At 38.9% G+C, this 337-nt stretch carries 1 pseudogene; it reads left to right on the top strand.

Going from position 1 to position 337, the window contains the following annotated elements:
• Positions 1-218: pseudogene (locus HC176_RS19760) on the top strand (glycosyltransferase); the annotation flags it as partial.
• Positions 219-337 lie beyond the last annotated feature (119 nt).

A 337-nucleotide genomic window follows, 5' to 3' on the forward strand; every position in this document is an offset into this window, starting at 1 on the left:
TAATAGGCTATGCACTCTATTTGATTCTTCTCTTTTTCCATTCCTGGCACCTTAACGGAAGCCTGAAAATTGCTTTTTTGACGCTGGTTGCGGCGATGCTTCAGTTTTTTGGGTATGGGTTTGGTTTCTGTAAGTCAACCTGCTATCTTAGGTTCCTGAACGCCCCACCGGAAGAAATTTTTCCGGAGCTATTTTTTAAAAATGCTCAAAAGAATTAAGTCAGGTACAAGAACCAGGTTTAAAAAGACAGATTTTAATTCCTTTCTGTTTTTTCTGCTTTTCGCCATAGTCATATGGGTCTTTGTACAATTTTCAAAGCAGTATAACGAGATCCTCC

The organism is Tamlana crocina (assembly GCF_012037625.1).